This is a genomic window from Micromonospora sp. NPDC047465 (assembly GCF_040643125.1).
GTDB lineage: Bacteria > Actinomycetota > Actinomycetes > Mycobacteriales > Micromonosporaceae > Micromonospora.
The window spans coordinates 1-24146 of sequence record NZ_JBEYTP010000019.1 but is presented as its reverse complement, the minus strand read 5'-3'; the positions used below and the strand labels follow the sequence as shown (position 1 = coordinate 24146).

The window sequence follows — 24146 nt, the reverse complement described above, 5'->3', positions numbered from 1 at the left end:
CGCCGTCGAGTCAGGGACCGGCTACCGTGCGGCGGATGTAGCAGCCCGTCACCGCCGGATGCGCAACGAACGCGAGAGCCTACGCGCATCCTATAGCAGCGGTGGTCGGCCTCCGTGTCTCCAACCGCGGGTCGACGGCGGCGTCCGAGCCATTGTCGGTGTCGGCGTCCAGCCCTGCCTCCTTCAGGGACAGCGGCGGGCGTTGAGCCGGGCGGCCTGGCGCGTCGGGTGGTCACGCTCGGCGGTGTTGGGGGCGTTTTGGGCCGTCTTGGCCTACAGGCGTGCCGCCGTGGCCAGGTCGCCGTCGCGCTCGTGACCGTGTCCTGGTCGAGCAGCCGGGCCGACCGTAGCCACCGTCCTGTCCGATTTCGACGCCGCTGAGATCGCCGCGCCGGCGCCCGCACCGATCTACCAAGCGGTGCCGATGATCAGATGGTGGATGCCGTGCCACGACGTGTTCAGGTCCAGGTCCAGGTCAGGCTCGGGCATCTCGCCCCCATCACGTCGAGGTCGCCGAACAGCAGCGCGTCGACCATCGTCGGGTCGGCGCGTGGTCAGCTCCTCAACGGACAACCGGCGCCCGATCAATGCCGTGCCCACGCAGCGGCCCTCCTCGATCGCCGGCACGGTCACGCGGTCGGCGGCCTCCGCCAGGCGGCACCGTACCGCGAACTCGATCTGGCTTTGAAGATCAGTAGGCCGTTAGGAGCGGCAGATCCGGATGTCCGATCGCGGTGTATTCAGCCGGCACTGGCCTGCGAGCGGTAGGTCACGTGTGGGGATGGCTGGTGATGCCGTCCAGGATGGTGATCAGGTTGTGGTGGAAGGTTTCCTCGGCGTTGAGGTGGGCGCCGTCGATGACGAGCCGGGCGACGGTGGGGTAGCGGCCTGTTTCGAGCATGCGTGTCAGGTAGGGCCCGAGGGCGGCCTGCCAAGCGGACATGTCGGTGCCGGTTGAACGGGCGGTGCGTCGCTCGGTGATCTCCCTGCGGAGCGCTCCGACGATGAACGCGTTGAGGGCGCCCACGGCCCGCTGGAGATCGTCGATACCGCGCACGCCAGGAGCCTGGCTGAGCGCCGCCGCGGTCGATTCGCCCACGGCGAGCGCGTGAGGTCCTAAGTGTGGCCTTGCGCCGAGCAGGTCGACGAACCACTCATGATCAAGAGCGGCATCGCGGGTCCGGTGAACGATGGCCAGTACCGTGGCGCGCCACTCGGAGTGCTGGCCAGCCTCGGCGATCCGGGCATACACGGCGTCGACCATCAGGTCGAGAAGTTCGGATCTGTTGATCACGTAGTCGTAGAGCCGCATCGGACCGACACCGAGCTCTTTGGCGATCTTGCGTACCGACAGCCCCTCGAGGCCGTGTGCGTCGGCGATCCGGATAGCCGTGGCGGCGATCTTCGCGCGGCTCAGCGGCACCGGCGCCGCCCGCGGCTGAGGCTCGGGCCGCTCCCAGACGGGCAGCGGCGCGCTACCGTACGGCGTATCCATAAGATACAGCGTACGGTAACGGAGATGATGATGCGAATTGCGATCGCCGGTGGCGGCCTCGGCGGCCTGGCGCTGGCCCGAATCCTGCACCGGCACGGCATCGACGCGGTGGTGTACGAACGCGAGGCAAGCCGATCCGCGCGATCACAGGGCGGATCACTCGACCTGCACCCGGAGTCCGGGCAACGGGCCCTGGCCGCGGCGGGCCTCGCCGGCCGATTCCGGTCCGAGGCACGGCCGGAGGGCGAGGAACATCGCATCCTCGACCCGGCCGGACGCACCCTCGTGCACCACAAGCCACAACCCGGCTCGTTCTCCGGACGCCCCGAGATCGACCGCAGCGCACTGCGTGATCTTCTGCTCGACTCGCTCCCCGGCGACGCGGTGGCCTGGCAGCACCGGCTCGTCGCGGCGACGCCACGACCCGACGGAGGCTTCGGGCTGACGTTCGATGGCGGTCACAGTGCCGACTGCGACGTCCTCATCGGCGCGGACGGCGCACGCTCGGTCGTCCGGTCGCTGCTGACCGACGCCACACTGTCCTCCGTGGCCACTCTGGTCGAGCTCAGCATCAGCGACGTCGACCGGCGCCACCCGGCTCTCGCCGAGCTGGTCGGCCCCGGAAACCTCTGGTGCATCGGCGTGAACCAGATCCTGGCAGCACAACGCCTCGGCGACGACAGCATCCGAGTCGGCATCTCCCTGCCCGCGGACGATCGCCACCTGGACACCTACCGCAGCAAGCGCGCTCTGCTGGACATGTTCGATGGCTGGGACCCCAGCCTCACCGCACTCATCGAAGCCGGCGACAGCCCACCGACCCCACGCAGGATCGAGGCGATGCCCACCGGTACACGTTGGGCCCACCAACCGGGCATCACGCTCATCGGTGACGCCGCCCACCTCATGCCGCCGGTCGGCGAGGGCGCCAACCAAGCCATGCTCGACGCCGCCGAACTCGCCGCCGAACTCGCCACCACCCCCGCCGACCCCGACTCGGCGATCCAGACGTACGAGGAGTCGATGTTCACCAGAACCCGCCCGATCGCCGAAATGTCCGCACGAGTCCAAGCAATGATGCTGTCCCCCACCGCGGCCGACGACATCGTCCGCTTCTTCACGCCACGGCCCACCGAGCCGGCACCCGCAGATTGACACGCGCAACGCAGCCGGCCTCGCCCTAACAGACGCTCCTGCCCTGGAAGATCGGACGTCCGCTCACCGGCACGTCCGGATTTGTGCACCCGGGCATTCACCATCGTCGCCAGTATCGGGCCGGCCCTGAACTCCGTTCGCGCCGGGTCGTGCGCGACCGCGCGTGGACCGCTGCGTGATGCAGTCCGGGGCACGGCCACCGTGCCTCTCGCCCTGGCTCAGGCCCACGGCGGCGGCTCATAGCAGGACGACCGAGAAGTCCCTGCGAGTTCTGCGGTTCAGCCGAACGCCGATCTTGACGCGGCGAGCGATCTCCCCGCGGCTGATGCCCAGCCCCTTTGGCGATGAGCCGTTCGGGGCGAAGGGGCACGGGGTCGTCAGTGGTGGCCGAAACCTGGACGGGCCAGGGGCTCTCGGGAGAGGTCGGGGCGAGCAGTTCCCAGCATGAGTCCCACGTCAGGGCGAACCGGTTGCGCCGGGCGATCAGCGGGTCGAGAAGGACGCGGGCAACGAGGGCGGAGAAGATGCCGGGGTAGCCCCGAAGAAAGATCGGATCCAGGTACCGGACCGGGACGCGATCGTGAACGGTGAATTTGCTGGTGCGGTCGCAGGAAACGCAGGCGACCAGAAGCCAGATGTCGAGGAGTTTGCCGTTGGCATTGACGCGGACCCTCCCGTCGCCGGTGCTGGCAAAGCCGGAATGGCAGTGGACGCAGCGGAACCCGAGCAGGGGGAGGCACGTGCGCCGAACGGTCCAGGACAAAACGATATGAGGACGCGTAGACATGATCTCTCTAAGAGCCGACGGAGGGCATGGGAAAGAGCCGACGGCGACGTCGGCGACCGATGCGCAGGGATGGTGTCAGGTCTAAAGAGCAGGCGGCGTCACGCGGGGTAAGGTCCTCTCGTGAATGGGTCGGAGAAGAAGATCCAGTTACAAGGTAGGGCGGGACGGGCTGGCGAGGCCACCCATTTTGTCCTGGTGCGGCGCACCGAGGGCGGGGTCGGCGAGCGCAGCGTCGACCACGCGCCGATCGCTCCCGCGGCCCCTTTCTGCCGTATTCCGTCCGCTCCCGGTGGGACTTGTTCCTCCCGCTGGCCTTCGCCCTGTCCTTCGGCAGCCTCGCGAGGACGACGCCTACCTGCCGCGACGGACTGGTGAACAGAGAGGATAGGAACAGCCGCCTCGAAAGCCATGAGCCCGGACATCTGTCGTCGTCACGGCGGCGCTGGCATCGTCGGCAGATCCGGACGACGGTTCAGCCGACAATTCGCCCGATCCGCCCCGTACGACGCGCGAACGGTGCCACGATGCCGGCAGGGCGTGCCGGCGGTGGCCGCCCCCAGTCGAGAGGGGTCGACGTGAGCACCGTCCCGCCGGGCACGCCCTGCTGGGCCGACCTGGCCACCCCGGATCTCGCCGACGCGCGGCGCTTCTCCCCGGAGCTGTTCGGCTGGACCGGGCCGATCACGCCGGATCCCGAGGCGTCTTCCTCCTCGGTGGCAGGGCGGTGGCCGGGGCCGGCCTGCCGGCCGTCCCGGACCAGGTGCCGATCACGTCGACGCACGTCGCGACCGACGACGCAGACCGAGTGGCCGGCCGGGTCGAGCGGGCCGGAGGACAGATGGTCGTGCCCCCGTTCGAGGTCTTCGACCGGGGGCGGATGGCGGTCTTCGCCGACCCGGCCGGCGCGGCGGTCTTCTACGACCTGGTCTCCGGCTGGCACCCGGACGACCAGCCGATGGGAACGATCACCTACACCGGCTGACGGCTCGGCGCGCAGATCGTGGCGGGGATGATGCCGCCGCTCGGCGACGACCTCTCGGAAGACTCGTCCGCCTACTGGTCGGCGTACTTCTCCATGGTCGACACGGACACGCCGGCCGCCCGCGCCGGCGAGCTGGGTGGCCCCATCCTGGTCCCCCCTCGGGACATCCTGGCCGGCCGCTACGCCGGCCTCCGCGACCCGCAGGGCGCCCTCTTCAACGTCATCGCCCTCGCCCGCACCGGTGCCGGCTGACTGCCGTCGGCTGTCGGGCCCGCCCGCCGCCATCCCGCCGATAGTTGCCCGAGCAGAGGAAGCGAAGCCGAAGTCATGACAGATATTCCACCGGGGGCACCCGCCTGGGTCGACCTGGTCACCACCGACCTCTCCGGCGCGGCGCGCTTCTACGCGCCCTTGTTCGGCTGGGCCGTCGCCGAGGCGGACCGGCAACCCGCGGCTGACGGTCACCTCGTCTTCCACCAGCAGGGCAAACCGGTGGCCGGTGCCGGGCTGGGGGCCGGCCCGCAACGGCCGCCTGCCTGGATGCCCTACCTGGCGACCGACGACGCCGAGGGGGCCTGCCAGCGGGTGACGGCCGCCGGCGGCCGGATCCTGGCCGAGCCCTTCGACGTCCCCGGCTCCCGGCGGACGGCGCTCTTCGCCGACCCGGCCGGGGCGCCGTTCGGGGTGTGGCAGTCGCTCGGCATGCCGGGGGCCGAGGTGTTCGACGTACCCGGCTCGCTGACCTGGCCCGAGCTGACCACGCGGGAGTCGGACCGGGCGAAGGAGTTCTACGGATCGGTGTTCGGCTGGACGGCGGACGACCAACCGATGGGCCCGATCACCTACACCACCTGGCAGCTGGACGGTCGTCCCGTCGCCGGGATGATGCCCATGATCGGCGACGACTGGGGTGACCTTCCGTCCCACTGGATGCTCTACTTCGCGGTCACCGACACCGACAGGGTCGTCGCCGAGGCGCTACGGACGGGCGCGACGCTCGCCGTCCAGCCGACGGACCTGACGCGCGGCCGGTTCGCGGTGCTCACCGATCCACAGGGGGCGCTCTTCTCGATCATCGGAACTACACCACGCGCCGGTGCTGGCGTTGCGTGACCTGGACGATCAGGCGCGGGTGTCGGCGGCGAGCAGGCTCGGCTACACCGGCCGGGTTGACGCCGTCGCCCCACTCGTCACTCTCGCCGCCGATCGGGCACCGCGGACACGGTCCATGGCCGCGTATGCACGTGGGCGACTCGGCAGCAACGAAGCGGCCCCGGATCGGCATCGTCAAGCTTTGCGCAGGCAGGCACTCGCCTCGCCACCACTTGGTACTCCAACGTCACTTGATCTTTCGGCTCAGTTAACGGCCGAGTCTGCGCCGGTAGTGGGATCGTCGGGCTCGGGCTTGACATGTTGGTGGCCAGGTCGACCAGTGCAGGCTCGGCTTCCGAGTCGGTCGCTCTAGCCTCCTGGGCCTGCCGTGATTGTGCTTGTCCCCTACCAGGTCGCGGTGCACGGCCGCGTGGCTGAGGAAGAAGGAGGTGGTGCGGTGCCGACCAACCGGCTGGAGGCGTTCAGTGATGGCGTCCTGGCCATCATCATCACGATCATGGTGCTGGAGCTCAAAGTCCCGGCAGGTCACGACCTCTCTGACCTTGCCCGCACGACCGGCGTCGGGCTGCTGACGTATCTCCTCACCTTCGTCTATGTCGGCATTTACTGGAACAACCACCACCATATGTTCCATCTGGTACGGCAGGTCAGTGGCGGAGTACTGTGGGCGAACCTGGCGCTACTGTTCTGCCTGTCGCTGTTCCCGTTAACGACGGCCTGGGTCGACGACTCAAGGTTCGAGCCGATCCCAGTCGTCATCTACGGTCTGAACCTGCTCAGCGCGGCCATCGCTTATTCCGTGCTCCAGACGGTGATCATTCGGCAGCAGGGACCGGCGTCGGTGCTGAGGCGGGCCATCGGCACTGACGTCAAGGGCAAGGCCTCGCCCGTGTTCTACGTCGCGGGGATCCTCAGCGCTCTGCTGATCGACAGGAGCGGACATGTCGGAGTTGGGCTAGCCCTGGCGTGTTTCGTCGTCGTGGCGATCATGTGGGTCGTACCCGACCGCCGCATCGACCGGGTGGTCCGCCAGCAGGAGACCCCCGACTAGACAAGAAGATCATCAACCAAGCGCTGTTTCCGTGGTCAATCGCCGTGAACGGCGCATACCCGTACGATTCTGAACAGTGTCACCGGTGTTTCCTGTATTCATCTGGCGGCATCGAGACTCACCGCGGTGGCGATGCTGCAGGGTCCAACCACGACGATGGTTCGGTCCGTGTGCCGCATCGAGCAAAACCGTTCGGTCCTACCGAAGAGTCCTGGTCAGGGGCTACGCCCATTCGCAGCCTTTGATAGGTCAGGTGGAACCGTGCCCGTTCCGGGGAGGGTGAGAACTGCTGGTCGAAACCAAGTCCATGACCGACCGGACCTGTGCCGAGCCGGGCGACACCCGCTGACGATCGTGGTCGCTGCGACGCCGAACCTCGTCCGCCGGCCGCTACCGTTGCGGCACGAGTCAGGGAGGTCCATCAGTGCTCACGGTCGTCAGAACCGCGGACACACCGGCAGCCGAGCGGCGCGAACGGTGGCGGTCCATCGTCTGCGACACCCTCGGCCCGCTGGACATGCGGATCGACCCGGATGTGCCGTTGCACGGTGAAATCACGACCGGCCAGCTGGGCGACGTGGGCGTGGCGAATGTCCGTACCAGCACGCCCCATGGTGTCCACCGAACGCCCGGCCTGATTCGCAAGGGTGACGCGGACCTCTACCGTGTGGTACTGCCGATCAGCGGCCACCCGCGCCTGACCCAGGACGGCCGGGAGACGGTCCTCGCCCCCGATACGTTCGGCGTCTACGACTTCAGCCGCCCGTACGATCTGGTCTACACCGACGCGGTGGAGCTGGCGGTGTTCGGGTTTCCGCGCGGGCTGCTCCCGGTCCGGCCTGGCATGGTTGCCGGGCTCACCGCGATAGCGGTGCCCGCAACCGGGGTCGGCGGACTGCTCGCCCCGATGCTGGGTCGCGTCGCCCGGGAAATCGGCCAGTACGATCCGGCCACCGCGGCACGGCTGGCACCGATCCTGCTAGACCTGCTGGGCACCGCGCTCGCCGAGTACACCGGGTACCCCGACCCGGTCGAGTCGTCACAGCAGGCACTGCTGTTCCGGGTGAAGGCCTTCATCGAGCAGCACCTGGGGAACAGCGACCTCACGCCCGCGGTGATCGCCGCAGCACACCACGTCTCGCTGCGCCAACTGCACCGGTTGTTCGCTCCGGAGCAGACCTCGGTCGGTGCCTGGATCCGCCAGCGGCGCCTCGACCGTTGCCGCAAGGACCTCGCCGATCCGGCACAGAGCGGCGTGGCGGTCGGCGCCGTCGCGGCCCGGTGGGGTCTATCCGACGCTGCGCACTTCAGCCGGCTGTTCCGGGCCGCCTTCGGTGTGCCACCCAGCGACTACCGGCGCATGTCGCTCAATCCTGTCGCCGCCAGTCAAACTCTCGGCGCGGTGCGCGCTGCCGCACCGGCAACCGGCAGGTGCGCTCCTCGCGCCGCCGCGCGGCCGAACAGCGGTTCGGTGGACGCGTCGACTGAGGAAGGTGCCCGTCGACCACTACCGGACCGTCGGCCTGCGGGTGGTTCGCGTCCATGCGGGCATCGGAGCCAGCAGGTAGTCGGCCCGGAGCCGGCGGCAGGACGCCACACACAGGCGGTCGAAGGCGTTCGTGCCGCCGGATCATCCGTACACGTGGGTGACGCTCCGCCGCCCCGGGCCAAGCCGGCCGGCTCCGAACGTGGTGACGCATTCGCTGCGCCGGCGACGTCGTTCAGGCCGATGCCGCAGCCGCGTCCTGCTCGTTGACCGGTGCGTAGGTCAGCACCACGACGCCGGACTGGAAGGTGGTGGTATCCAGCAGCCGGAACGACGCCATCCCGTCACCGTCGGCGAACAGGCGCGTGCCGTCCCCGATCACGACCGGGTAGGTCACCAGGCGGATCTCGTCAATCAACCCGTGTGGCAGCAGCCGGGTGACGAGCGCGTTGCTGCCGAAGACGAGCAGATCCCCGTTCAGGTCGGTCTTCACCTTCCCGATCCGGGCGGCCGGGTCGTCGGCGATGACCGTCGTGTTGTTCCAGGTCGGCTCGTCCAGGGTGGTGGACACCACGTACTTGGGCATCGTGTTCATCTTGTCGGCGTAGCCCGCTTCGTCGGTCATGTTCGGCCAGGACGCGGCGAACCCTTCGTACGTGACGCGGCCGAGCAGCAACGCCTCGGCGTCGTGTAACTGGCGCAGGCCCTGCTCCATCGAGTCGGCACTTGCGAACTGGAACGCCCAGCGATCCGGTCGCTCGATGACGCCGTCCAGTGTCGTGAACATCGAGACGACGAGCTTACCCATAACGGTCCTCCGAGACAGTTGGCGCGTGTAGCGGGGTGACGGCACAAGTTTGCTCGCCGACACCGGTCGAGTCTTGGACGTGCGCGCCAACGACTTGACCGACCGCGCCACATCGTGACCGCCCTCGGGGCCGGCAGTCGACCTGGCACCACTCCCACCGGACGATCGACCTCGGCCCCGTCCGCGGAGGCTGTCGGTCCTTGTGATGCACGGCCAGGTGCTCCGCGACGGCAGTCGCCTGGGACGGCGCGGCACGGTTCCGCTGAGCACCTGTTCCCCGATGGCACAGTTCCCGCCGGAGACGGCACTCCCAGAGCCGTCACGGTCGGCGCGGGCGGCTAGCCGATGAAGAGTAGGCGGTTCGGTGAGTTCGTGCCGGGGTTCGTCACGACGTTCTGGGTGGCCGTGTTGACGAGGTAGTCGCGTACCTGTTGCGGGGTGAAGCTCGGGTTGAGCGCCTTGACCAGTGCTGCGGCGCCCGCGACGTGCGGAGACGCCATCGAGGTGCCGCTCTTGACGCTGGTCGCGGTGTCCGAGCCGATCCCCGCTGAGGTGATGTTGCTGCCGGGCGCGAAGATGTCCAGACACTTGCCGATGTTCGAGAAGCCCGACCGGGCATCGGTGTCGGTCGTGGAGCCGACGGTGATCGCGTTCGGTACGCGGCTGGGGGAGAAGCCGCAGGCGTCGGAGCCGTAGAGGTTGCCGGCGGCGACCACGTAGGTGACGCCGTCGGCGATGGAGTTGGTCACCGCGGCATCCATCGGTTTGCTGGTTGAGCCGCCCAGCGAGATGTTCGCCGCGGCTGCGCCCGTGGTGTGGTCGCTGGTGACCCAGTCGATGCCGGCGATGATGCCTGCCGTGGTGCCGCCGCCGGTGCAGCTCATGACACGTACGGCAACCAGGGTGACCGCTTTGGCGACGCCGTGGGCGGTGCCGCCGACGGTCCCTGCGACGTGGGTGCCGTGGCCGTGGCAGTCGGTGGCGTTGTTGTCGTTGTCGATGGTGTCGATGCCGGAGATCGCGCGGCCACCGAAGTCGACGTGGGTGAGGTTGATACCGGTGTCGATGATGTATGCCTTCACTCCCGCGCCGGCGTTGGTGGGGTAGGTGTAGGCGTTGGTCAGCGGGAGCGCTCGCTGGTCAATGCGGTCGAGGCCCCAGGAGGGGACGGGCGTCTGCGTGTCCGTGAGCGAGACCGTCTGGTTTTCCTCGATGTAGTCGACGTCGGGGTGGGCGGCGAGCTGGCGTGCCGCCCGTTCGGGCAGCTTGACCTCGAAGCCGCGCAGGGCCGCGGTGTAGATGTGGCCGACGGTTCCGCCGTATCGGCTCGCTAGGCCCCTGGCCCGGCTGGGAACCGCGCTGGGGGTGACCGCTGAATCGCGCAGCACGACGATGTACGAGCCGCGGACGGCGGTGCCGTTACCGGCGGACAGGATGGTGCCTTCGGCGGGAGCTGAGTGGGCGGGCGTGCCGAAGGCAATCGCTGCGGCAACCGTCGCGAAGGTGGCGGTGAGGCCGAGCCGGCGGCTTCGCGTACCGATAGGTCTCATGGGTTTCCTCTTCTCTGGCGTCCGCGTGGACGCTGGTGGCGTCGCGGCAGGGCACACCGCGATGGTCAGTAGAAAGAGAACTATCGATCCCGGCGAGTTTGAAGTGTTTGTGACCGCCGCGGTATTCAACGGTATTCAGGCGGCATATTCAGGCAGGTGACGCTGGTGGGGCGGCTCCACACCGGAGCCGCCCCACCATTGCGTGTTCAGCAGGTGGGGTCGTTCTTCTGGGCCGGGACGGTGACCGCGTTCCATGCTGCCTTCGTCGCGTTGTACAAGGCGCAGGTGGTGTCGAGGGCCTTGGCGGCCTTGAGGGTTCCGGTGCGGTAGGTCAGGTATGAGCTCTTCGAGTTCTTCAATAGCATCGCGGTGTAGAGGATCTTGATCGCGTTCTGGATGCCGACGCCGGTGGGGATGACGCTGCCGTTGCAGGTGGGGCTGACCGGTTGGCCGTTGGTGGGGTTGGAGCCTTCGGCGAGCAGGTAGAACCAGTGGTTGCCGACACCTGCGGCTTTGTGCTCCTCCGTGATCGGGATCGAGCTTGTGTAGCAGTTCGGGTGGTTGTTGACCAGCGACGGGTCGTACATGTTGCGGATGGGAAGGCCGGTGCCCCTGAGGTTGACGTCGCCTCCGACGAGGTAGTCGGTGCTGCCGCGCAGGAACGCTTCGGTTGCCGCGTCGAAGGCGTCGGTGACGAACTCCGACGTTCCGATGGTGGAGATGCTGCTGCCGCTGGTGTAGTCGACACCGTGGCCGAGTTCGTGGGCGATGACGTCGGTGTCGCCGATCCACTGGCCCGCGACGTTGTGCCCGATCTGGATCTGGACGCCGTGCTGGTAGAACGCGTTGACGGCGCCGTATCCGACGCGGATCGGCACGCCGGGTGACCGAGGAGTCCCCGGCTGGGGACGATCAAAGAGGTAACGGAAGGGATCCGGGTCGGCGCCTCGGCCGCCGGCCCTGGCATCCCCGCGAAGGCCGCCAGCGCACCGGCTCCCGCCACCGCCGCCTACCCCAACACATTCCGACGTCGCATCGCTCTCCCCTCACCTCGCCCAGCCCGATCGGTTCGCCGCCGAGGCTGGCCACACCTGGCGCTGCTGGGCCGCCCGCGGGCGGCCGGACCGATCAGCCGTGAATGAGACGAACCTGCCAGGAAACGCTGGCACAGCCGGCCTCGGCGTCGGTGACCTCGGCCACCCCGGACCCGTCGACCCGCTCAACGACGTAGTCGTCGAGCTGATGGAACCGGGCCAGTTCGTCGGCCGCGGTCCCATCGAGGCGGCCGGCGACGAAGATGTCTTCGGGATCGAGAGTGTCCAGCACCTCGGCGAGGGTGTCCACAACGTCATCCGGATGATCGTCCGGGCGCCGCCAGATCACGGGCGCCTCACCAGCCGTCCCGGCGGCTGTGGCGGCCACGGCCGCCAGCGCGCCGTCGAGTAGTGACACCCGCAGCTGCTCGGCGTCGGCACCGACCAGGGAACGGGGCAGGACGATCCGCGTGGTGTCCGGGCCTGCGACGTCCGTCAGCACGCGATCGCCGTCACCCGTCACTACCTCGAGGGTGAGGTCCCGCGACAGCGTCGCGCTGACGATGCTGCCCAGCACGGTGAACCAGTGCTCGACCGCCGCCACTGCTTCCCGCAGGTCCCCCGCCGCCGTCCGGTTCAGACCCTCCGACCCAATCCGCCAGCTCACCCGCCTTGTCTGACCACCCATACCCGTACCCCCTCCTTTCCGCCCGGCCGCACCTCGAACTCCTGCACCACCTCGCCGAGCGCCCGGACGACGACCTCCCGGTCGCGCCGTACCGCGAGCGTCGCCGGCACGGTCGCGGCGAGCACCAGCTGGTCCGGCTTCATCCGGTCCATCGCCTCTTGGACCCGGCCAGCGGTCACCGTGGCACCGGCGGGCCGGGCGGCGGACGGCACGAAGTGGTCCACCAGTTCCGGCCGCCCCGGGTCGGAACGCGGGGCGCGTACCGGGGGCGCTCCGAGGCGATGCTCCACGCCGACGGCCTCCAACGCGCCCAGCAGCGCCCGGAACAACCGGACCGCGAGTAGTCCGTCACCGGGCACGTCGAACCACGCCACCGGTACCCGCACCAGGTAGCCGATTTCCTTGACGCCGCCCTGGCCGCGCGTCCGCACGTGCTTGACGGACGGCTCCGCTTCGCTGTGCACGGTGACGTCGAGGCGAAGGTAGCTGCGGGCCGGGAAGGAACGCCGCAGCCAGCTCGCGCCGTCGACCACCCGTTGCAGCGCCGCCTCGACGAAGGCGGCGAGGTTGTGTACCCGGGCGTCGTACCCCGCGACGTCCACGCCGAAATCGCGTGGCGCGTCGCGGGGCTGAACGGACAACCAGAAGGTCATGGAGGCTGACCGTACCGGCAGGACCTGGCCATGCCCGGCGGGCGCACGTTGTAGCGACGCACGTAGCTCAGGCAGCTGCGGTACTCCCACATCCGGGCGTGGTAGCGGATGGGAACCTCTTGATCTTCCGGATCCGGCAGATCTGATAACCCCAGCTGCGGCCCCGGTACCTGTTGCTGTTGCTGTTGCGGTTGCTCGACAAGCCCTTGGAACGGGCCGGTGGCCGACCCGCGATCTTCTTGATCCGCTTGTTCCGGGCGGCCGTCCTGGCCGCGGCGCGCTGCGCCAGCCGTTTCGCCACGTATCGGGCTGCCAACCGACCGCCGATACCGACGAGGATGGGCACACACCGGGCAACGCTGTACCTGCCGAGAAGGGCATCCGTGCAGGTCGCCGGCCCTCTTGACGTCCAGGCCCGACCTTAGTCTGATCGGGGGCGCCGCCCGTACCCATCGTCACCGATGGCTGCGCGATGATGCCGACTCATGCTGCTGCGACTGCCTACCTGGGCATCACGAACGCGTTTACGTTGCTGCGACTGCTGCCTGGTGGCGACCGCGACAAGGACATCGAGATCCTGTCGTTGCGTCACCAGCTTGCGGTGTTGCAGCACCAACTCGGCGGGCAACGGGTCCGGTTCGAGCCGGTCGATCGGGCATGGCTGGCCGCGCCGGCGCGACCGCCTCGGTGGTGTCCTTCACGAATACGAGCACGCCGCCTGAGCTGCCCAGATGGGATTCTTGGCAGGTACAAGATCAGTGCGACCTGTTCGCTCGTGCACGTCCACACGGTGTCGACCCAGGCCGGGGCCGACCTGCGGGTGCCGAACCGAGCCTCACCGCGGCCGCCCCAGCACCCGCCAGTAATCGCCGGCCGGGTCCCGGGCGGCCAACCAACGCTCGGCGTCCGCCCGCGGCGGCAGCACGTCGAGCAGCAGCTCGTGCAGCCGGATCGCGCGCGGCGCCCGCTCCAGCACCCACGCGTCGACCGCCGCGACGGCGCCGACCTCGGCCGGCTCGCGGCGCAGCAGCGCGGTGTGGTCGAGGTCGGTGGCGATCCGCAGGCCGGCGCCCTCGGCGAACACCGAGAACACGACGGTGCGCTCCCCCGCACCGACGGCGAGCGTCACGTCGAACACCAGCACATCGTCGCCGTCCGGCACGGGCAGCAGACCGGCCGCCGGCACGAGGTAATGCACCGCGAACGTCACCTTCCCATGATCCCCCACCCCTGAAAGTGGTCAACCGTCTCCTCCCCGGCCCCGCCCGGAAGCACGATTCCTCGGCCCACATCGGCAGGCGACCGCGTACCGCTACTTCGCCGAAGGCATCGCGGTCCTGGCCGCGCAACGACCTGACCTACACGACGCCCTGCGCCGGGCCGCCGACGACGACTGGACGTTCGTCATTTTCGACGGGAACTGGTCGACAGCGACCGGCTGGCCGAGACGACCACCAGCGTCAAAGGCAGCACGATCGACGCCTGGCACAACGGAAGCACCGCGATTTCGGCGCCAACATCCAAGCGGTCATGATTCCGGACCGACTTCCGACGCGATACCCAGCCATCTGCACGACCTGAGCTGCGCCCGGGACCTCGGCGCGACCATCGCCCTGAGTTGGTCCGCCGCGCACCTCAGTGGCCCGGCACTGGCTGACGCCGGCTACGACGGTGCACGGCCAGAGTGATGTGCTGGCCCCGGGACACGTGACCACTGCGGCTGACGGTCCGGTCGACCTCGACCGCCTCGCCGGGTGGGGCCTGCGGCAGAGGTCGGCGAGGTTGGTCGCGAAGATCAGGTTCACGTGGTCAAGGGGCCTTGACCACCAGTACGTAAGAGACCTGCTCGCCGTCGGCGAGTAGCCGATTGGCGAGGTGTCGGCCGATGCCCTGGCAGCCCTCGATCGCCCAGACCCGGTGCGGCCATTGGCTGGCGTACTTCCTCATCGCCGTGTAGCCGTCACGGCCGGTGTCGAACCGGCCGCCGCCGACGACGGTTTCGTCGCGGGCCATGACCTCGATCGTCACCGAGCGTTTGTGCGGGTCCATGCCGATGACCACACGATCTGCTGGGCCCATCAGAGTCCTCCGATGCTCGATCCTGTCCAGGTTGTCGAGCCGGGAGGGCAACGCTACTTCGAGCCGAGCAACCCCTCTTGAGCCTCTCCCCGCCCTAGGCGACGCCCGGGACTGCGCAGGCCAAAACAGAGCCACACGACCAGCGTGGGCAGCCGATGAGAGAGCGACAGCCCGGGCGCCTAGACCGAGGCTCGCCAGACACCGGTCATAGGGCACGTGAACAAGTAGCCGATGAGCGGGAGCCTGGCCGGAACCACTCAGACGACATCCACGCGTACCTCCCCCCGATGACGATCACGTAAGGTCGAGCCATGATCGAATCCCAGCGCGAAGCCGTACCGCGGAACGACGGGGGCGAGCTCGACACCGCCCTCGCCTTCTTGTCCTTCGCTCGATCATGCGTGCTGAAGAAGGTCGCGGGCTTGAACGAGGAGCAGCTGCGGCGCCGCCTGGTCGTCTCCGACACCACACTGCTGGGCCTGGTCCAGCACTTGACCGACGCCGAACGGTACTGGTTCGGCTACACGGTCGCCGGCGACCCGCGCTACGCCGACGCGGACTTCGACATGGTGGTCGAGCCAGACCGGTCCCCAGATCAGATCATCGCCGGCTACCGGGCTGCGATCGCCGAGAGCGATGCCCACATCAGCGCAGCCGCTGGCCCGGACGTCCTCACCGCGCAGCCGGTCGGTGACGCGCCTCGTACGCTTCGCTGGGTGCTCGCCCACATGACGAGCGAGACCATCCGGCATGCCGGTCACGCCGACATCCTGCGGGAGCTTATCGACGGCGCCACCGGTCGGTAAGAGATCGCGACTCGGGGCCGCATCCCATCCGGTGCTACACAGCATCGTCGAGCGCTCGGAGACCGCGGCCCGACGGGTCGGCCAAATGACGGTGAGGAACGCACTGATCTGCCGCTGTCAAGGCGCGCGGTCGCTGGCGGGCTCGTCACCGTCTGTGTCGGCGAAAGGGTGCTGGTCTCCGAACCGCGGCGCACCAACATGCCGATGTGAGTGCGTCTGGGGCGTCGAAGCCTGTTGACCTCCGGTCGCGTTGTCAAGCCCCGGTGCCCTGGTGTCCCCCGTATGGTGGGCGCTGCCAGGTTCCGTGTTTCGCGCCCGCGTGCGCCGGAGGACTCCATGACCGTCGCTCGTCTTGTCACCACTGTGGCCGCACCGCTGAACCCGGCGTCCGCAGACTCTCCGCAGGTGCTGCACTGGCCCGGGCGCAGGCTGCTCGTGCAGCGCGGGGACACCGAGCTGGCCGTCCGCGACCTGGGCGGGGAGGGGCCGGAGTTTCACTTCCCCGCGCCCTGGCCTCGCGGGTACGGCTCGGTTGCGGTCGCTCCGGCAGGTGATGTTGCTGTGTTCGCCGGCGTGCACGCGTTGCGTGCCGTGGATTCGGCCGGCGCCGTGCGGTGGGAGCTTCGGCACGGTTGTTGGTCCGCCGCCGAGTGCACCGAGGCCCATGCCTCGTTCTCCGAGTACGCCGACGACTACCACCACGGGCACGCGGACAGCGGCTCGGCGGCCTTTTCCTCGGACGGCAAGCTCCTGTGGGCCCACGTCCGCAACCATGCAGGGAGCGACGTCGAGGAGGAGTGGCTGATCCTCGACCCGGCCGACGGCACGGTGCTGACCCGGGTCGAGACGATGACCGTGGGATCGGGCTCCTATCACTTCCCCCATCCGAACCCGGCGTACATGGGGCTGACGGTCGTCGAGGGCGAGGAGAACTCGCCCGTGCTGTGGGGGCACTGGGATGGCACGAAGCTCAATGTCCAACGGTTCGTCGAGGAGGTCTTCCTCGCCGTGAGCCCGTCCGGTGAGCACTTCCTGACCACGGATACGGGGCAGTGGTCCCTCTACCTGCACCGGGCAAAGGATGGCATGGAGCTGCGGAGCCTGGACGCCGAGGAAGCCGTGCCGCCTCACCCAAGCGAGGACGACCGCGTCCGGTGGGACTACGAGGCGGCGTTCCCGTACGACGACACCGCCGTGGTCGGCACCGAATACCACGCGGCGGTCCCCCGCCACTGGCTTGTCGACCCACACACGATGGCGGTGCGCGGCCGGATCGCCTACCCCTTCCCGGTCGCGGGATCTCCCCGATCAGCGGGGCAGGCCGCCTGGTACACGGTCTCCAAGGACCAGACGGCCCTGCACCTGTGGCAACTAGCCGACGAGGACTGAATCGATACGATGCGGTCCGCTAGTGGGGACTGGCGGGCAGCGTTCGCGCATAGTCGTTCAGCCCGTGTTGCCTACGACGAGGCCAGGCTCCGCGCTTCACCCGCCATCGCCCGAGGCGCCAGCAACCGAGACAACGGCATGCCGCCGCGATTCCACCGATGCACTCTCATGCTTGCCGCGATGAGCGCGGTCCTGGCGGCTGGACGCGCTGCCGCGCCGAATTGAGAGTACTGATGCGAGTCGATGACTATCGCTTGCTCCGTACGAGAATCGGCGAGAGGGGTCCCTATGCTGTCGGTACCCGGTCCGGGGCCGATCGTGAGGAGACTGGTGGCCGTCTCGGTATCCGGATCTGCCGCGAGTCGCACGTTGATCTGAACGCCAATCGGCGCGCGTTCTGCCGGTGAGCGCTGGCAGCCGGCGACCAAATTCTTCGAGCCGCCAGGGGCGGCGGTGATCCGGAACCGATCGAGGGCCGCGCGGGTCGAGTCGCGCGGTCCTCGATCCGGCCGTGTTCACGCCACCGGCATGTCCCTTCGGCGCAGCCCCGCGAGCCCGGCCGCTGCCCAACTGCCGGTCGAGAGTGGTGACCTCCTCAGTCAGGACGGTGACCCGTCGGGCGAGTCCGGCCAACGCGGCAGCGGTGGCGTGCGTTGAGCCGGGTCGGGTCGGTGTGAGCGCGGCGCAGCGGTTGACCAGGACGGCAGCGCTGAGCTTGGTCAACTGTGCCCGCAGACCTTCCGGTGCGGCGGCGACCAGGCCGCGCATTTGGTTGATCGCCGCCGTTCGGTCAACTCACCACGACGCACCACCCGCACATCGTTGACGATCAACGGCATCTGGCGTACCCCGGTCCAGTGGGCCAACCAGGTCGCCGGCGGCCTGGCCGGCGCGGCCCTGGCACTGCGCCTTTACCCGGACGCCGCGCTGGCCGCCCGGCTCATCGAGCGGATCGGCTTCCTGGCCGAACACGGACAGAGTCCGGCCGGCTTCTTCTACGGCCCGAACGGCATGGACATCAACTACAACTTCGAGGTGATGCTGCCGGAGCTGGCGGAGATCTATCTGCTCACCGGCAACCGGGACGTGCTGGGGATGGCCCGCCGGTTCACCGAGTGGTTCGGCTACCACCCTGCTCCGCGAGCCGGACGGCTCGGGCTGGCTCACCTACCACGCCATGTCCGCCCGGACCAGCGTCGCCTACTACGACAACGTGATTCCCGACCCGGACCGCAGCAACCCTGGCTCGATCTTCATCCCCGACCTGCCGAAACTCGGCGCGTTCTTCACCTCCAGTGAGGACCGGGCCGCCGCCCGCGCCGCCTGGGCCGCCGAACCGGGTCCCGCCCCTGGACCGGCCAAGCAGGACACCTCGCCCCGGGATCATCGCGCACGTGCCGTACGGGAAAAGCTGCCGAGCAACGCCGAGAAGGCACGCTGCGGGTGCCGCACGACGGCCGGACCGAGGTACGCATCACCCTGTCCTGACTGTAACGGTCTGGTATCGACCAGCTGCCGGACCGGCTGTCGACAGGTCCGGCGGTCAGCCGTCAGCGTGCTGGCGCAGCAGGTCGGCGTGGGCGGTGTGCAGCCGGGCGCTCCGCCGGTGCGTCTCGTCGAGACGGCGGGCCCAGCCGGCGGTGACCCTGCCGAACCGGTCGGGTCGGCCCTGGTCTGCGCCGCGATCGTGCCGCCTGGGACGGCACGATCGCGGCGACCGGATCACGAGTACATCAGGTGCAGCGTCATCCCGGCGTCGGCGTGTGCCAGGTTGTGGCAGTGGTTGGCCCACATTCCGGGGTTGTCGGCCCGGAACGCCACCTCCCAGACGTCGCCGGGGCGTACGTCGAAAGAGTCCAGCCACAAGGGACTCCCGGTCGCCGGTCTTCCGTTGCGGCTCAACACCAGGACGTGGTGCCCGTGCAGGTGCCACGGGTGCACGATCTGGGACCGGTTCACGATCGTGAACTTGACGATGTCGCCGAGGCGTACAACCTGAGACGGGATGTCCGGATCGGCCGCGCCGTTGACGGTGTGGGCGTATCGCGGTAGCAGTCCGTGCAGGTCGAGGCCGCGGTCGAGAACGAGGGTGAACTTCCGGTCGTTCCGGGACCACGGCGCCGGAGAACTGACGCCGTAGGTGAGCGGATCCAGGACCGGCCACCCGCCGGTCGCCGCCGACACCGGTCCGGTCGAGTAGACCTCGCGTCCGTCGACGAACAGCGCCACCGGCGTGGCGGGCGCGGTGAACACCAGGTCGTAGCGTCCCCCGGCCGGGATCAGCACGGCGGCGTCGACGAGCGGCGTCGGGCCCTGCAGGTCAGATCCGTCGATCGCGGCGACCCGGAACGGGGTCCCGGCCAGGGCGTATCGGTGTGTCGTGCTGTCGGTGTTGATCAGCCGCAGCCGCACGGGCACCCCCGCCTCGACCGGCTCCGTTCTCGGTACCGGCAGTGGAAGGCCAGAAAGGGTGTGCACCGGCACGGTGACGTCGACGCCGGTCACCGGCGCCGGGCGCACCACCAGGACGCCGTAGAGCCCCTTCCGCACACCGATGTCGGATACCGCGTGCGTGTGGTACCAGTACGTCCCGACCTGGTCGGCGCGGAACCGGTAGACGAACTCCTGTCCGGGCAGCACCGCCGCCTGCGTCACCCCGGGCACCCCGTCCTGACTGTTTGGCACGTCGTACCCGTGCCAGTGCAGCGTGACCCCCCGCGCGATGTCCCGGTTGCGCAGCGTCACTTCCAGGACGTCGCCGACGGTGGCGGTCAGCTCCGGCCCGGGAACCTGCCCGTTGAACGCCCACGCCTCGACGTCCCGGCCGCTCACGTTCACCGTGGCGGCCCCGGCCGTCAGGGTGAACCGTCTGGTCGGTTCGCCGGCGGTCTGCGCATCCCGGTATCCATGATCATGTGGCATACCGGGAGCGGCGTCCGGAGTGACGGCCAGCCCGGTTCCGGTCACCAGCGCCGCGACCGCCACCGCGAGGGCCGCCCGGGACACCGTCGGCGACGGGCGTGCGCCGAGAACGCGCCACGTGATCGCGGTCGCCGCGACGACCCCGGCGACCGCCAGCAGTCCGACTCCCGCCGATGCCGGATAGCCGTGCAGGACCGTCACGAGCAGGCCGGCGCTTCCGGCGTACCCGGCGAAGAGAAGCGGGACCGCGACGGAGCGGATGTCGCCCGGGGCCCGCAGCAGCCGGGGCCCGGCGACGGCCACCGCCGCGAGGGACAGTGGGGCGGCGATGAGGACCTTCTCCGCCGCGAACCACCAGCCGGCGCGGGCGAGCGCGGTGATCGTGATCGCCCGGGCGAGCGTGGCGAGCAGCGCGAAGGCGGCCAGTCCCAGTGCGAGCGGCCGGCGCCGGGCGGCCGACGCGGCGCCGCCGCCCAGCCACCCGGCGGCCGCGAGGACCGCGATCACCAGGTCGGCCGCGAGCAGCGAGCCGGTGGTCATGCGGGCTCCCCTTCCCGGACGGCCACCGGGGCGGCGCCGGCCGGTGCCGGGTTGGCCAGCTTTCGAGCCGCCTGGTGGACGCTGACCACGACGTGCACGGCGATGATGCCGTTGAGCGCGTGCAGGCCGGCGATGGTCAGGCCGAACGGGGTGCTGACGCCCGCGGCGTCGGTCGACCCGTTCGCGAGCGCGGCGATGAGCGCCTGCAGGACGACGAGGCCGAGCGGCAGGACCGCCAGTCCGACGGTCCGGCCCGGCGCCTTCGCCAGCACGGCGAACAGGATGGTGAGCAGGGTGAGAACGGGGATGACCGCCGTTCCGGTGACGCTGTGCAGCGCGAATGCGTCGTCGCCCGCGGGTTTCGTGAACGCGCCCACGGCGGCGAAGATGAACTGCAGGGCGAACGCGGCGAGCGACAGAGCGCTGACGATGACGAATGCCTTGCGCATGGTGAGCTCCTAGCGGTGAGCCGGGGACAGTGCCTGGGCGACGTGATCGGTGGCCGTGATCGCGCCGTACGCGACCAGCCGCACGAGGTCGGCGTCGTCCGGATGGGAGAGCCGCCAGAGGGCGACGTCGCCCGGGCTGATCGCGCTGGGCGCGAACGCCGCCAGCAGCGCGATCCGCGTCCCGATGCGGTCCGTGCCGGGCACGTCCCGGACCAGGTCGACGGCCCAGTCCGCGGGCCGGGCCGGGTATCGTCCGTCCTCCCACCGCACGGTGGCCGTGACGGTCTGGCGCGCCACGTCGCCCAGGAGGTCTCCGCCTCGCGTGGCGGCGTTCTTCAGCGACGCGTACGCGACGCCGACCGGGCTGTCCCCGGCCCAGGCCGGTGGCGTCGTCGTGCCGGCGTCGAGTAGCGGCAGGCTGCGGCCGGGCTCCTTCGGCTCCCGGGCCGCCCTGGCGTAGAGCCGGCCCCCGACCGACCGCACCAGCGGGGAGCGCTGCAGTCCGCCGGGCAGCAGGTCCGGTTCGAGCAGCGCCGAGACGATCCGGTTGATGAACTGGAAGGCGAGCAGGGTGCCGGTGACCTCCGGGCGGTACGGGCTGGTCCAGCCGGTGGCCCGAGGGCTCCGGCTGGCCTCGGCCCAGCCGACGAGCTCGACGTGCCTCGGTTCCGGTGGCGTCCCGCCCCGGGCGATGACCTCGGCCAGCTCGTGCTCACCCAGGGCGTGCAGCAGCAGCACGTGGGCGTCGACGCAGAACCGGCAGCGGTTGGCCCGGGACACCGCCGACGCGACGAGCTCGCGGTCGACCCGGGACGCGTCCCCGGCGAGCAGGGCCTCGCGCATCAGCGCCCACGTCGCGGCCTGCACCTCCGGCACGGCCGAGAGCGCCTGGAAGGTGGGCACCGGCCCGAGGAACTCGTCCCGCAGCTGCCGGTAGACCTCCGCGGTGAGACCGGTCGCCGCCGACGCTTTCGCGGGGGTGAAGAAGCGGTATGTCATGGGTTCGATGCTTGCCGCGGCGGGCCGGGAAGACATCGTGCCGCCGCAGACACTTGCCCGGCCGCCGATACCGCGTCCGCGGTACGCCTCATCTACCGCGGGTGGGGGATGCTCCCTGATGACGGCCGCTCTACAGTTCGATCATGCGCCGCGATCTGCCGTACGCCCTCAGCGGCCTCGCCCTCGGCGGCCTCCTGCTCGGCAACGCCGCGCTCGCGCCGGACGCCGCACCGGTGCGGGCGATCGACGTCGCCCTGGTCCTGGTCATGGCGGCGGCCCTGGCGGTGTGCCGGCGCTACCCGGTGGTGGCGTTGGGCGTGGTGACCGCCGCCATGCTGGCCCTCCACGTCCGGGTGCACGCCGGGGTGTCCGCCGCGTTCCCCGTCCTCGGCACGGTCTACCTGGCCGCCTGGCGAGGCCACCGGGCGGCCGCCGCCCTGGCCAGCCTCGTCTTCCTCGGCGGCTTCCTTTCCCGCGACGTCTCGGTCGCACCCACCGACCGGCCCAGCCAGCAGATCGCCGAGCGGACCGCCCTGCTGCTGGGCTGGTTCTTCGCGGCCAACGTCGCCGGACTCGTCGCGCGGCAGCGCCGGGCCTACCTGGAACAGGTCGAGCAGCGGGCGATCGAGGCCGAACGCACCCGCGAGGAGATGGCGTTGCGCCGCGCCGGGGAGGAGCGCCTGCGCATCGCCCGGGACCTGCACGACTCGCTGACCCACAGCATCTCCGTGATCAAGGTGCAGGCCGGGATCGCCGTGCACCTGGCCCGCAAGCACAACGAGGAACCGTCAGCCGCGCTGCTGGCGATCCAGGAGGCCAGCGGCGCCGCGATGCGGGAACTTCGGGCGACGCTGGACGTGCTGCGCTCACCCTCCGACGGGGACCGCGTCGGACTGGCCTGGGTGGGCGAGCTCGCCGAACGGACCCGGGCGGCCGGCGTACCGGTGCAGGTGACCGTCACCGGTCAGCCGCGGGATCTGCCCGTCGAGGTCGACCAGGCCGGGTATCGCGTGGTCCAGGAGGCGCTGACCAATGTGGCCCGCCACGCCGGCCCCGCCACCGCCCAGATCCACATCGAGTACACCCCGGCACAGCTGACCGTCTCGGTGGACGACGACGGCCGGGCGTCGCCGGTCCGGCCGGTGACACCGGGGGTGGGGCTGCGCGGCATGCGGGAAAGGGTCGCCGGACTGGGCGGCGCGCTGCACACCGCCGCCCGCGACGGCGGCGGGTTCGCGGTACGGGCCATGTTCCCGCTGGACGGTCCGGCATGACCGAGCGCTTGCGCGAGGTCCAATCAACTCAGTCCGCCACGGATCGTGGCGGCTCCCGACCGGAGGGAGGAGCCGGCATGATCCGTGTCCTGCTCGCCGACGACCAGGCGCTGATGCGGGCCGGATTCCGGGCACTGCTCGATGCCGAGGACGACCTGGAGGTCGTCGGCGAGGCCGTCGACGGCGCTTCGGCTGTCCAGTTGTCGCGACGCCTGCGGCCGGACGTCATCCTGATGGACGTGCAGATGCCGGGACTCGACGGCATCGAAGCCACCCGGCGTATCGCCGCCGATCCCGACCTCGCCGCCGTCCGCGTCCTCATCCTCACCAACTACGGGCTCGACTCGTACGTCTTCGCCGCGCTCCGCGCGGGCGCCAGCGGGTTCCTCCTCAAGGACGCCGACCCTGCCGACCTGCTGCAGGCCGTCGCCGTCGTGGCTCGCGGCGACGCGCTGCTCGCCCCGGCGGTCACGCGTACCCTCATCAGCGAGTTCGTCGCCAGCCCACCGCCGGCTGACCCGGCGGTCGGACGCGACGTGCTGACCGCCCGCGAACAGGAGATCGTAGAGCTCGTCGCCCGGGGGCTGAGCAACGACGAGATCGCCGAGCGCATGGTGATCAGTCCGTTGACCGCTAAGACACACGTCAACCGGGCGATGACGAAGCTGCACTGCCGCGACCGTGCCCAGCTGGTCGTATGGGCGTACGAGTCGGGGCTGATCACGCCGCGTCGCCGATGACGGTGGGTCGGCGGCATGCCAGGAAGGTGGGCACACGTTCAGGTGCCGCGTAGCTGGATCTCGCGTCCGTGCCACCTGGAGCGCAACCACCGGTCGTGGCTGGCGACCACGACGGCGCCGGGGCTGCCGCCGAGGGCGTCCTCCAG

Annotated in this window: 22 protein-coding genes and 2 pseudogenes; 11 read left to right on the top strand and 13 right to left on the bottom strand. The window is 69.8% G+C overall.

Annotated elements, in window-relative coordinates; genetic code table 11:
• Positions 1-183: 183 nt before the first annotated feature.
• Both ABZ793_RS18545 and ABZ793_RS18540 read right to left on the bottom strand, forming a co-directional pair.
• Positions 184-321: pseudogene (locus ABZ793_RS18545) on the bottom strand (RNA polymerase subunit sigma-24); the annotation flags it as partial.
• Between the two features lie 448 nt (positions 322-769).
• Positions 770-1495 carry a TetR/AcrR family transcriptional regulator gene (locus ABZ793_RS18540; protein ID WP_357458561.1) on the bottom strand — a complete coding sequence of 242 codons (726 nt, stop codon included), beginning with the start codon at positions 1493-1495 and terminating at the stop codon, positions 770-772.
• 24 nt (positions 1496-1519) lie between these two features.
• On the opposite strand from ABZ793_RS18540, the gene ABZ793_RS18535 reads away from it, so the two are divergent.
• Positions 1520-2650: an FAD-dependent monooxygenase gene (locus tag ABZ793_RS18535; RefSeq protein ID WP_357458559.1), complete on the top strand. Its 1131-nt coding sequence runs from the start codon at positions 1520-1522 to the stop codon at positions 2648-2650.
• A 97-nt stretch (positions 2651-2747) separates the two neighbouring features.
• Here the strand turns inward: ABZ793_RS18535 and ABZ793_RS18530 are convergent, their stop codons facing one another.
• Positions 2748-3437 carry a DUF1062 domain-containing protein gene (locus ABZ793_RS18530; RefSeq protein ID WP_357458557.1) on the bottom strand — a complete coding sequence of 230 codons (690 nt, stop codon included), beginning with the start codon at positions 3435-3437 and terminating at the stop codon, positions 2748-2750.
• A 575-nt stretch (positions 3438-4012) separates the two neighbouring features.
• On the opposite strand from ABZ793_RS18530, the pseudogene ABZ793_RS18525 reads away from it, so the two are divergent.
• From ABZ793_RS18525 to ABZ793_RS18505, 5 genes and pseudogenes are all read left to right on the top strand, one after another.
• Positions 4013-4671: pseudogene (locus ABZ793_RS18525) on the top strand (VOC family protein).
• A gap of 75 nt (positions 4672-4746) precedes the next feature.
• Positions 4747-5532 carry a VOC family protein gene (locus ABZ793_RS18520; protein ID WP_357458555.1) on the top strand — a complete coding sequence of 262 codons (786 nt, stop codon included), beginning with the start codon at positions 4747-4749 and terminating at the stop codon, positions 5530-5532.
• Complete coding sequence (locus ABZ793_RS18515; RefSeq protein ID WP_357458552.1) at positions 5516-5884, top strand: HEAT repeat domain-containing protein; 369 nt, start codon at positions 5516-5518, stop codon at positions 5882-5884. The genes ABZ793_RS18520 and ABZ793_RS18515 overlap by 17 nt, the downstream gene beginning before the upstream one ends.
• A gap of 15 nt (positions 5885-5899) precedes the next feature.
• On the top strand, positions 5900-6583 hold the full coding sequence (locus tag ABZ793_RS18510; protein WP_357458549.1) for a TMEM175 family protein: 684 nt from the start codon (positions 5900-5902) through the stop codon (positions 6581-6583).
• 424 nt (positions 6584-7007) lie between these two features.
• Positions 7008-8339, top strand: coding sequence for a helix-turn-helix domain-containing protein (locus ABZ793_RS18505; protein WP_357458546.1), 1332 nt, complete (start codon positions 7008-7010; stop codon positions 8337-8339).
• Here ABZ793_RS18505 and ABZ793_RS18500 read toward each other — a convergent pair.
• The 7 genes from ABZ793_RS18500 to ABZ793_RS18470 all read right to left on the bottom strand — a co-directional run bounded on the left by ABZ793_RS18500 (position 8305) and on the right by ABZ793_RS18470 (position 14863).
• Positions 8305-8940, bottom strand: a complete 636-nt coding sequence (locus tag ABZ793_RS18500) for a dihydrofolate reductase family protein (RefSeq protein ID WP_357458543.1) — start codon at positions 8938-8940, stop codon at positions 8305-8307. The genes ABZ793_RS18505 and ABZ793_RS18500 overlap by 35 nt on opposite strands.
• 275 nt (positions 8941-9215) lie before the next feature.
• The gene (locus tag ABZ793_RS18495; protein WP_357458541.1) at positions 9216-10556 is read right to left on the bottom strand and encodes a S8 family peptidase; all 1341 of its coding nucleotides are present in this window, start codon (positions 10554-10556) and stop codon (positions 9216-9218) included.
• Between the two features lie 77 nt (positions 10557-10633).
• The gene (locus ABZ793_RS18490) at positions 10634-11305 is read right to left on the bottom strand and encodes a M4 family metallopeptidase (protein ID WP_357458539.1); all 672 of its coding nucleotides are present in this window, start codon (positions 11303-11305) and stop codon (positions 10634-10636) included.
• Between the two features lie 250 nt (positions 11306-11555).
• Complete coding sequence (locus ABZ793_RS18485; RefSeq protein ID WP_357458537.1) at positions 11556-12065, bottom strand: hypothetical protein; 510 nt, start codon at positions 12063-12065, stop codon at positions 11556-11558.
• Between the two features lie 59 nt (positions 12066-12124).
• Positions 12125-12802: a hypothetical protein gene (locus ABZ793_RS18480; protein WP_357458534.1), complete on the bottom strand. Its 678-nt coding sequence runs from the start codon at positions 12800-12802 to the stop codon at positions 12125-12127.
• A gap of 835 nt (positions 12803-13637) precedes the next feature.
• Positions 13638-14012, bottom strand: coding sequence for a hypothetical protein (locus tag ABZ793_RS18475; RefSeq protein WP_350709652.1), 375 nt, complete (start codon positions 14010-14012; stop codon positions 13638-13640).
• 599 nt (positions 14013-14611) lie between these two features.
• A complete protein-coding gene (locus ABZ793_RS18470; RefSeq protein WP_357458531.1) occupies positions 14612-14863 on the bottom strand; it encodes a hypothetical protein in 252 nt (83 codons plus the stop codon).
• A gap of 329 nt (positions 14864-15192) precedes the next feature.
• Here ABZ793_RS18470 and ABZ793_RS18465 point away from each other — a divergent pair, with 329 nt between their 5' ends.
• The 3 genes from ABZ793_RS18465 (at position 15193) to ABZ793_RS18455 (ending at position 18375) form a co-directional block, all read left to right on the top strand.
• On the top strand, positions 15193-15687 hold the full coding sequence (locus ABZ793_RS18465) for a DinB family protein (RefSeq protein ID WP_357458529.1): 495 nt from the start codon (positions 15193-15195) through the stop codon (positions 15685-15687).
• Positions 15688-16023: 336 nt separating this feature from the next.
• On the top strand, positions 16024-17076 hold the full coding sequence (locus tag ABZ793_RS18460; RefSeq protein ID WP_357458526.1) for a hypothetical protein: 1053 nt from the start codon (positions 16024-16026) through the stop codon (positions 17074-17076).
• 822 nt (positions 17077-17898) lie between these two features.
• The gene (locus ABZ793_RS18455) at positions 17899-18375 is read left to right on the top strand and encodes a hypothetical protein (RefSeq protein WP_357458524.1); all 477 of its coding nucleotides are present in this window, start codon (positions 17899-17901) and stop codon (positions 18373-18375) included.
• Positions 18376-18798: 423 nt separating this feature from the next.
• Here the strand turns inward: ABZ793_RS18455 and ABZ793_RS18450 are convergent, their stop codons facing one another.
• Genes ABZ793_RS18450 through ABZ793_RS18440 form a run of 3 tightly spaced genes read right to left on the bottom strand, consistent with a single transcriptional unit; the run spans position 18799 to position 21986 of the window.
• Positions 18799-20538: a multicopper oxidase family protein gene (locus ABZ793_RS18450; protein WP_357458521.1), complete on the bottom strand. Its 1740-nt coding sequence runs from the start codon at positions 20536-20538 to the stop codon at positions 18799-18801.
• On the bottom strand, positions 20535-20987 hold the full coding sequence (locus ABZ793_RS18445; protein WP_357458518.1) for a DUF6220 domain-containing protein: 453 nt from the start codon (positions 20985-20987) through the stop codon (positions 20535-20537). Before ABZ793_RS18445 ends, ABZ793_RS18450 begins: the two co-directional genes overlap by 4 nt.
• 9 nt (positions 20988-20996) lie before the next feature.
• Entirely contained in the window at positions 20997-21986 is a 990-nt protein-coding gene (locus tag ABZ793_RS18440) for a carboxymuconolactone decarboxylase family protein (protein ID WP_357458516.1), read from the bottom strand.
• Positions 21987-22129: 143 nt separating this feature from the next.
• Between ABZ793_RS18440 and ABZ793_RS18435 the strand changes: the two genes are divergently transcribed.
• Positions 22130-23260, top strand: a complete 1131-nt coding sequence (locus tag ABZ793_RS18435) for a sensor histidine kinase (RefSeq protein ID WP_357458512.1) — start codon at positions 22130-22132, stop codon at positions 23258-23260.
• A gap of 77 nt (positions 23261-23337) precedes the next feature.
• Positions 23338-24000 carry a response regulator transcription factor gene (locus tag ABZ793_RS18430; RefSeq protein WP_357458509.1) on the top strand — a complete coding sequence of 221 codons (663 nt, stop codon included), beginning with the start codon at positions 23338-23340 and terminating at the stop codon, positions 23998-24000.
• The last annotated feature ends 146 nt before the right edge of the window (positions 24001-24146 follow it).